Consider the following 8,551-nt stretch of genomic DNA (forward strand, 5'->3'; position numbering starts at 1 on the left):
TCATGCTGTGAAACTGGCACTTTTTCATCTTTTTGTCGCCGCGGCGATGTCAGATATTCAACCGAAGCAGTGAGCAGGAGAACAAGATGCAGGCACAGTCGCGATCGGTCACCCTTATCGGTGCGCCTTTGGAAGAGGGCTCCGGCCGCAGGGGGGCCGCGATGGGTCCGACGGCGCTTCGTATCGCCGGTGTCGACCGGGCCTTGATCGATCTCGGCCACGATGTCACTGACGCCGGAGACGTGCAGATCGTGCCTGCTCGCGACCTGCCGACCAATCCGAAGGCGCATAATCTGCGCACCGTCGGTGCGTTCACGCGGGCGCTTGAAGCCGGCGTTTACGAGATCGCCGATGCCGGCCGTTTCCCGATCATTCTCGGCGGCGACCACAGCCTGTCGATGGGCACGGTATCGGGCATGGCGCGCTATGCCGCCAAGCAGAAGCGGCCGCTTTTCGTGCTCTGGCTCGACGCGCATTCGGATTTCAACACGCCGGAGACATCGCCGTCTGGCAATATTCACGGTATGCCCGTCGCCTATTATTGCGGCCAGGCCGATCTCTCCGACATCCTGCCGCGCGACCGGCCGCTGGTCGATCCGAAGAATGTCTTCCAGGTCGGGATCCGTTCGGTCGACGCGCCGGAGCGCGAGCTGATCAAGGAGCACGGCGTCAACGTCTTCGACATGCGCTCGATCGACGAGCAGGGGGTCGCGGCGATCATGCGCGACATTCTCTCTAAGGTCGAAGCGGCGAATGCGCTGTTTCATGTCAGTCTCGACGTCGATTTCCTCGATCCTGATGTCGCGCCCGGCGTCGGCACGACGGTGCCTGGGGGAGCGACCTTCCGCGAGGCGCATCTGATCATGGAGATGCTCTGCGACAGCGGGCTCGTCTCCTCTCTCGATCTGGTCGAGCTCAACCCGTTTCTAGACGATCGCGGCAAGAGCGCCCGCGTTCTCGTCGAGCTGACGGCCAGCCTGTTCGGCCGCCGCATCTTCGACCGCCCGACGCGCGCCGCATAACAAGCCGCATTACAAAAAGGGGACGACCATGAGCACTTCAGCCAGATTGATCGATACCGAGCAGCGCCTGGGCGCCCATAACTACAAGCCGCTCGACGTCGTCCTGACGCGCGGCGAGGGGGTGTATGTCTGGGATACTGATGGCAAGCGCTATCTCGATTGCCTCTCTGCCTATTCGGCCGTCAACCAGGGGCATTGCCACCCGAAGATCCTTTCGGCCATGGTCGAGCAGGCGGGCAAGCTGACGCTAACCTCGCGCGCCTTCCGCAACGACCAGCTGGCGCATCTCTACGAGGAGCTCGCGGCACTGACGGGATCGCACAAGATCCTGCCGATGAACTCCGGCGCCGAGGCTGTCGAGACCGCGATCAAGGCGGTGCGCAAATGGGGATACGAGGTGAAGGGCGTGCCGGAGGGCAAGGCCGAGATCATCGTCTGCTCCGACAATTTCCATGGCCGCACGCTGAGCATCATCAGCTTCTCCACCGATCCGGATGCGCGCTCGGGCTTCGGCCCCTATACGCCGGGCTTCCGCACCGTTCCCTTCGGTGATGCGGAAGCGTTCGCCGCGGCGATCAACGAGAACACTGTGGCCGCGCTGATCGAGCCGATCCAGGGCGAGGCGGGCGTCATCATTCCGCAGCCGGGCTATTTTAAGACGGTGCGGCAGCTCTGCACCGACAACAAGGTGACGCTCATCCTCGACGAGATCCAGACCGGGCTCGGTCGCACCGGCAAGCTGCTGGCCGAGGAGCATGAGGGCATCGAGGCCGACGTGACGCTGATCGGCAAGGCGCTGTCGGGCGGCTTCTATCCGGTTTCGGCTGTACTTTCGAACTCCGAGGTGCTGGGTGTTCTGAAGCCCGGCCAGCACGGCTCGACCTTCGGCGGCAATCCGCTTGCCTGCGCCGTGGCGCGCGCGGCTTTGAAGGTGCTGACGGAAGAAGACATGATCGGCAATGCCGAGCGGATGGGCAATTACTTCATCGAGGGGCTGCGGTCGATCCGCTCGAACATCGTGAAAGAGGTGCGCGGTCGCGGGCTGATGATGGCGATCGAGCTGGTGCCGGAAGCCGGTGGTGCCCGGCAATATTGCTACGCGCTGAAGGACCTCGGCCTACTCGCCAAGGATACTCATGAAAACACCATCCGCCTGGCGCCACCGCTCGTGATCACCAAGGACCAGGTCGAGTGGGCGGTGGAGCAGATCGAAAAGACGATCGTCTGAGACTTGCATGCGTTGAACGGGTCCGTGATCCGTTCAACGCCTTTCCCTTCTCACCGGGCGAAAAATCCTGCCGGTCGGTTTAGATTTGGGAAACACTCTTTCTTTACAGTCCTCAATAACCGTAACGGTACTCTTCATATTCAGAGAACTGGCGGCTTGAAGGCAAAGTGCATCGACGCCAATGGTGGCGTGGTTGCTTCTGCCCTGGCTTTCGACAGTTGGGACATTTTTAATGACGACGATCAATTCTCCGAGCTTCAGTGGCGATACGCTTGAGATCATTGCCTTCCGCCTGCACGACCAGGAATTCTGCGTGAAGACGACGACCATTCGCGAAATCCGCGGCTGGGCGCCTTCGACGCCGATCCCGCATTCGCCGGCCGATGTCATCGGCGTCATGAACCTGCGCGGCTCGGTCATTCCGATCATCGACCTCGCCTTCAAGCTCGGCATGAAGAGCACCGTCGCCAATGAGCGCAGCGCCATCGTCGTTGCCGAAGTGCACAACATGGTCATCGGCATGCTTGTTGACCGCGTCTCCGACATCCTGACGATTTCCTCGAGCCAGGTGCAGCCGGTTCCCGAAGTTACCGCATCCTTCGACCGCGCCTTCTGCGAGGGCATCATCGCGTCCGAAAACGGCATGATCTGCTTCCTGAACCTCGCCAAGATGTTCAAGGAAAACGAGACGGACGATCTGGTCGCCGCCTAAGCGCCATTCGATACAATCCGATCCCGCCCCGCCCGAGCAGCCCTCCGGCGGGGCGATCTCGTTTTGGCTCCTCGGTGGCCGTCCGCGCGCCGGCTGCGGCTTGCTCGCAGGCGTGGTTTTTTGGGCGCGCCACCTCTTTAAACTTTCGCGGCTTCCCACCATATCCTGAGCAAGTTCTTCGTCGCGGTTTCGGCCGCCGGCGAAGAGGCATGGCTCGCCTCTTGAGGGAGCTCAATCTCAGTCATCGGCCTGTGCCTTATGAGGGCAGGGCGATTTAAGGAGGTCTATTGATGAATATTGAAAAATACTCCGAGCGGGTGCGCGGTTTCATCCAGTCGGCGCAGACCTATGCGTTGGCCCAGGGTCACCAGCAGTTCTCGCCCGAGCATGTGCTGAAGGTGCTGCTCGACGACGACCAGGGCATGGCCGCGTCTCTCATCGAGCGCGCCGGCGGCGACGCCAAGGCCGCCCGCCTTGCCAATGATGCCGCCCTTGCCAAGCTGCCGAAGGTCTCCGGTGGCAACGGCCAGATCTATCTTGCCGCACCGCTCGCCAAGGTTCTCTCGACCGCCGAGGAGGCATCGAAGAAGGCCGGCGACAGCTTCGTTACGGTCGAGCGTCTGTTGCAGGCGCTGGCGATGGAATCGTCCACCGCGATCACGCTGAAGAATGCCGGCGTGACGGCGGTGACACTCAACCAGGTCATCAACGAAATCCGCAAGGGCCGCACGGCCGATAGCGCCAATGCCGAACAGGGCTTTGACGCGCTGAAGAAATTCGCCCGCGACCTGACGGCGGAAGCCCGCGATGGCCGGCTCGATCCCGTGATCGGCCGCGACGACGAAATCCGCCGCACCATCCAGGTGCTCTCGCGCCGTACCAAGAACAACCCCGTTCTCATCGGTGAACCCGGCGTCGGCAAGACGGCGATCGCCGAAGGTCTGGCGCTGCGCATCGTCAATGGCGACGTGCCTGAGTCTCTGAAGGACAAAAAGCTGATGGCGCTCGACATGGGCGCTCTGATTGCCGGCGCGAAATATCGCGGCGAGTTCGAAGAGCGGCTGAAGAGCGTGCTCAACGAGGTGCAGGCCGAAAACGGCGAGATCATCCTGTTCATCGACGAGATGCATACGCTCGTCGGTGCCGGCAAGGGTGACGGCGCGATGGATGCATCGAACCTGCTGAAGCCGGCGCTTGCCCGCGGCGAGTTGCATTGCGTCGGCGCGACCACGCTCGACGAATACCGCAAGCATGTCGAGAAGGACCCGGCGCTCGCCCGTCGTTTCCAGCCGATCGTCGTCGAAGAGCCGACGGTCGAGGACACGATCTCGATCCTGCGCGGCCTGAAGGAGAAGTACGAGCAGCACCACAAAGTCCGCATCTCGGATTCGTCGCTTGTGGCGGCCGCTACGCTGTCGAACCGCTACATCACCGACCGTTTTCTCCCCGACAAAGCGATCGACCTGATGGACGAGGCGGCTGCGCGCCTGCGCATGCAGGTCGATTCCAAGCCGGAAGAGCTCGACGAACTCGATCGCCGCATCATGCAGCTGAAGATCGAGCGCGAAGCGCTGAAGAAGGAAACCGACGTCGCCTCGGCCGACCGGCTTGTCCGGCTGGAGACCGAGCTCACCGATCTGGAAGAGAGCGCCGATGCGCTGACGGCCCGCTGGCAGGCGGAAAAGCAGAAGCTCGGCCTTGCCGCGGACCTGAAGAAGGAACTCGACGATGCGCGCAACGATCTGGCGATCGCCCAGCGCAAGGGTGAATTCCAGCGTGCCGGCGAGTTGACCTACGGCGTCATTCCGGAGCTTGAAAAGAAGCTGTCTGAAGCCGAAGCGCAGGACAATGATCGCAGCGCCATGGTGCAGGAGGTCGTGACCCCTGATAACATCGCGCATGTCGTTTCCCGCTGGACCGGCATTCCGGTCGAGAAGATGCTGGAAGGCGACCGCGAGAAGCTGTTGCGGATGGAAGACGAGCTGGCGAAGTCGGTGATCGGCCAGGGCGACGCGGTGCAGGCCGTGTCGCGGGCGGTGCGTCGTGCGCGCGCCGGCCTGCAGGATCCGAACCGGCCGCTCGGCTCGTTCATCTTCCTCGGCCCGACCGGCGTCGGCAAGACGGAACTGACCAAGGCATTGGCCCGCTTCCTCTTCGACGACGAGACGGCGATGGTGCGCATGGATATGTCCGAGTACATGGAGAAGCACTCCGTGGCCCGGCTGATCGGCGCCCCTCCCGGCTATGTCGGCTATGAGGAAGGCGGTTCGCTGACGGAAGCGGTACGTCGCCGGCCCTACCAGGTCGTGCTGTTCGACGAGATCGAAAAGGCGCATCCTGACGTCTTCAACGTGCTCTTGCAGGTGCTCGACGATGGCCGCCTGACCGATGGTCAGGGCCGCACCGTCGATTTCCGCAACACGATGATCATCATGACGTCGAACCTAGGTGCGGAATATCTGACGCAGCTGAAGGACGGCGACGACAGCGATCTGGTGCGCGAGCAGGTGATGGAGATGGTGCGCGGCCACTTCCGGCCGGAGTTCCTGAACCGCATCGACGAGATCATCCTCTTCCACCGCCTGAAGCGGGACGAGATGGGCGCGATCGTCGACATCCAGCTGCAGCGTCTGGTGAAGCTCTTGGCAGAGCGCAAGATCACCATCGAACTCGACGACGAGGCCACGCATTGGCTCGCCAACAAGGGCTACGATCCTGTCTACGGCGCGCGGCCGCTGAAGCGGGTGATCCAGAAGTACGTCCAGGATCCGCTCGCCGAGCAGATCCTCGGCGGACAGGTGCCGGATGGATCGACGGTGAAGATCACCGGCGGGACCGATCGGCTGCTGTTCCGCACTAGGAGTGCTGGGGTCAGCGAAGCGGCGTAAGCGGACTGGTGTGTGAGATGAGAGACGGCGGCTTCGGGCCGCCGTTTTTGTTTTTTGGTGTTTGGGTGCATCGTTGACGTTGGCGTCTGTGGCACCCCCCTCTGTCCTGCCGGACATCTCCCCCACAAGGGGGGAGATCGACTCGTTGAGAGGGTTTCGCCAAACGTTGAGGTAGGATCGAGCGGGCGCCCCCAGCCAATCTCCCCACCTGTGGGGGAGATGCCCGGCAGGGCAGAGGGGGGTAACACACGGAAAAACGTTGCTTACAGCGACCGACTCATCACCGAGCCAACCCCGGACCAACCCGAGAACTACTTGCTCGCCACCTGCGGCGGCGGCTGATTGCCCAGCAGCGTATCGATCCGCTTGCGCTCGTCCTCGAACTTGGCGAGCGCCGGACCCGCAAGCGACTTGCCGCCCGGCAGACGTACGCGCAGCGGGTCGACCTTGGTGCCGTTGACGATCATCTCGTAATGCAGATGCGGACCGGTCGATTCACCTGTCGTGCCGACCCAGCCGATCACCTGGCCCTGGCGCACCTTGGCGCCCGGAACGACGCCCTTGGCAATGGCGCTCTGGTGATTATAGGAGGATTCGTAGCCATTGGCGTGGCGCACGATCGTCTGGTTGCCGTAGCCGCCACTGTCCCATCCGGCCTTTTCCACCGTGCCGTTGCCGACGGCTATGATCGCCGTGCCGCGCGGGGCGGCCCAGTCGACGCCGGTGTGCATGCGGGCGAAGCCCAGGATCGGATGGCGGCGCATGCCGAAGCCGGAGCGGAATATGCCGTTCGGGACCGGGTTGCGCAGTAGGAATTGGCGAATGCTCTTGCCGTCCTGATCGAAATAATCGATCGAGCCGTCTTCCGGATCCTGGAAGCGGTAGAAACGCGTCTGGGTGTCGCCGAAGCGGGCGTTGACATAGAGCAGTTCGGACTGATCCGTCGCCTGGCCGCTGGCATCGGCCACCGAGAAGAAGGCCTCGAGCGTATCGGTCGGGCGCAGTTCGGCCTGAAAGTCGACGCTGCTGGCCAGAAGCTTGATGATCAGCGCCGTCATGTCCTTGGTCATGCCATAGGAGAGGGCGGCGCGATAAATGCCGTCATAGACGCGCGGAAGATTCTGGTTCGACGGCGCGGTCATGGCGCTGTCGTCGAAGGCGGTGGCGATCGCATCGAGCTTCGGCGGCTCGCTGCCGGCCACGTAATGGTCGGTGTCGTCGAGTGCCACAGTGACGACGTGCCGGGAACCGCGATAGACGCTGGCGCGGATGATCTTCGCCTGCTCGCCCTTCTGCAGGATACCGATACGCAGCACGTCGCCCTTGGACAGGTTCTCCGAGCCGAACAAGGGCGACAGATAGGTGGAAAGACCCTTTGCCTGCGGCTCCGGATAGCCCTGGTCCATCATGGCCTTGACGATCGGCGTGTCCTGGCGAACCGGCACGATATCGTCGGCGAATTCCTCGGTCTGCGGCGTGATGGATTCCGGCGCCGACACCGTCATGTTCTGCTCGAGCACGCGGGCGGTCAGGCCCGATGCCAGGTCGACGTCGTTGTCGTCGGTGGAAAAGCGCTGCGGGTCGACATAATAGAGGGCGGCGACCTGCGAGGCGCCGTCGGTCAAGACGGAGCCGTTGGAGCGGACGTTTTCCTCGATCTCGTCGAGCGACATGCCGGCGGCGATCTTCAGGTTGGAGCCCGATGCCGGATAGGCTTCGGTCTTCAGGCTGACTTCGGATTCGACGTCGGAACCGTAGATCTGGCCGGTGCGCACGCCCGGCTGCGGTTCCGGCTCGTCGGCCGAGAAGATCGAGAGAGGGTTGAAGGCCGGGTAGTCCTCGGTGGCGACGTGATTGGCGGCCAGCGTCATCTTCACGCGCGCGAAGGGCTGGCGGCGCACCACTTCCTTGTCGCCTTCATGGACGACGGTCGAGACTTCCATGATCTTGCGGTCGGAGGGTTTGGCGGCAATCGCAGGCGCGATCAGGCGACCGCCACGGGTCACGTCGGCGTCGGGATTGGCCGTGCCGGCGATGCTGGCATAGGCCTCGGCGGGGATCGCCAGCTGCTGGCGGCCGTCGAGGGCGGCAAACAGCGCGACGCCCATCAATACGCTCGAGGTGATACCGGTCAGGAAGGTGCCGGACAGCCAGCGCAGCGAAACTTCGCGGCGGTCGGGCGCACGTCTGCCATCGGCGAGAAGGGCTGGCTCGTTGCCGAACGAGCGGATCATCATCTTCTCAGTCACCATGGCAAAGGCGTCCGCATCCTTTCAGCTGATCGGGTCAACCAGGCCCAGGGGGCATTTGGGTGGCCGGAAAAGTGCATAGTTTACATATGCGAGTCAAATGAGCGGACCCGAATGGACCGGCCACGACGTTCACGCTGCCCTTGAGACCACCTGATTGTGAAAATGTGAGGGCAGACGGCCTCGTCTCATGCTTTTGCAGTCCTATATAGAGGTGGATGCTTGCCGCAAGCCTGCGCCAAAGGGGCGGGTTTCCAGCGCCCTAACGAGCCTTCTGGAAATTCCCTAGCCAAATCAGTCAGTTGGCAGAAACTGCGATTTTTTGAAAAAGGCTTGTTGACTTGTTTGGGTTAGGGGCCTTATAAGCCGCTTCACAGAACGAGGGCGGCGGCGCTGCTGGCGACGGTGACTTTCGCTCTGGATTTCTTTGATTGGCTGCGATGCTGATTGGT

At 62.6% G+C, this 8,551-nt stretch carries 5 protein-coding genes; 4 read left to right on the forward strand and 1 reads right to left on the reverse strand.

Features of this window, described 5'->3' with window-relative positions; translation table 11 throughout:
• Positions 1-86: 86 nt before the first annotated feature.
• From rocF to clpB, 4 genes are all read left to right on the forward strand, one after another.
• Positions 87-1,022 (forward strand): arginase, encoded by a 936-nt coding sequence (gene rocF / locus D460_RS0126275; protein WP_018901591.1) that lies wholly within the window; start codon positions 87-89, stop codon positions 1,020-1,022.
• Between the two features lie 28 nt (positions 1,023-1,050).
• On the forward strand, positions 1,051-2,250 hold the full coding sequence (rocD, locus tag D460_RS0126280) for an ornithine--oxo-acid transaminase (RefSeq protein ID WP_026283566.1): 1,200 nt from the start codon (positions 1,051-1,053) through the stop codon (positions 2,248-2,250).
• 232 nt (positions 2,251-2,482) lie between these two features.
• A complete protein-coding gene (locus tag D460_RS0126285) occupies positions 2,483-2,962 on the forward strand; it encodes a chemotaxis protein CheW (protein WP_018901593.1) in 480 nt (159 codons plus the stop codon).
• 290 nt (positions 2,963-3,252) lie between these two features.
• A complete protein-coding gene (clpB, locus tag D460_RS0126290; protein ID WP_018901595.1) occupies positions 3,253-5,850 on the forward strand; it encodes an ATP-dependent chaperone ClpB in 2,598 nt (865 codons plus the stop codon).
• A gap of 311 nt (positions 5,851-6,161) precedes the next feature.
• On the opposite strand, the gene D460_RS0126295 is transcribed toward clpB, so the two are convergent.
• Positions 6,162-8,102 (reverse strand): M23 family metallopeptidase, encoded by a 1,941-nt coding sequence (locus tag D460_RS0126295; protein ID WP_018901596.1) that lies wholly within the window; start codon positions 8,100-8,102, stop codon positions 6,162-6,164.
• Positions 8,103-8,551 lie beyond the last annotated feature (449 nt).

This window comes from Rhizobium sp. 2MFCol3.1 (assembly GCF_000377565.1).
Taxonomy (GTDB): domain Bacteria; phylum Pseudomonadota; class Alphaproteobacteria; order Rhizobiales; family Rhizobiaceae; genus Rhizobium.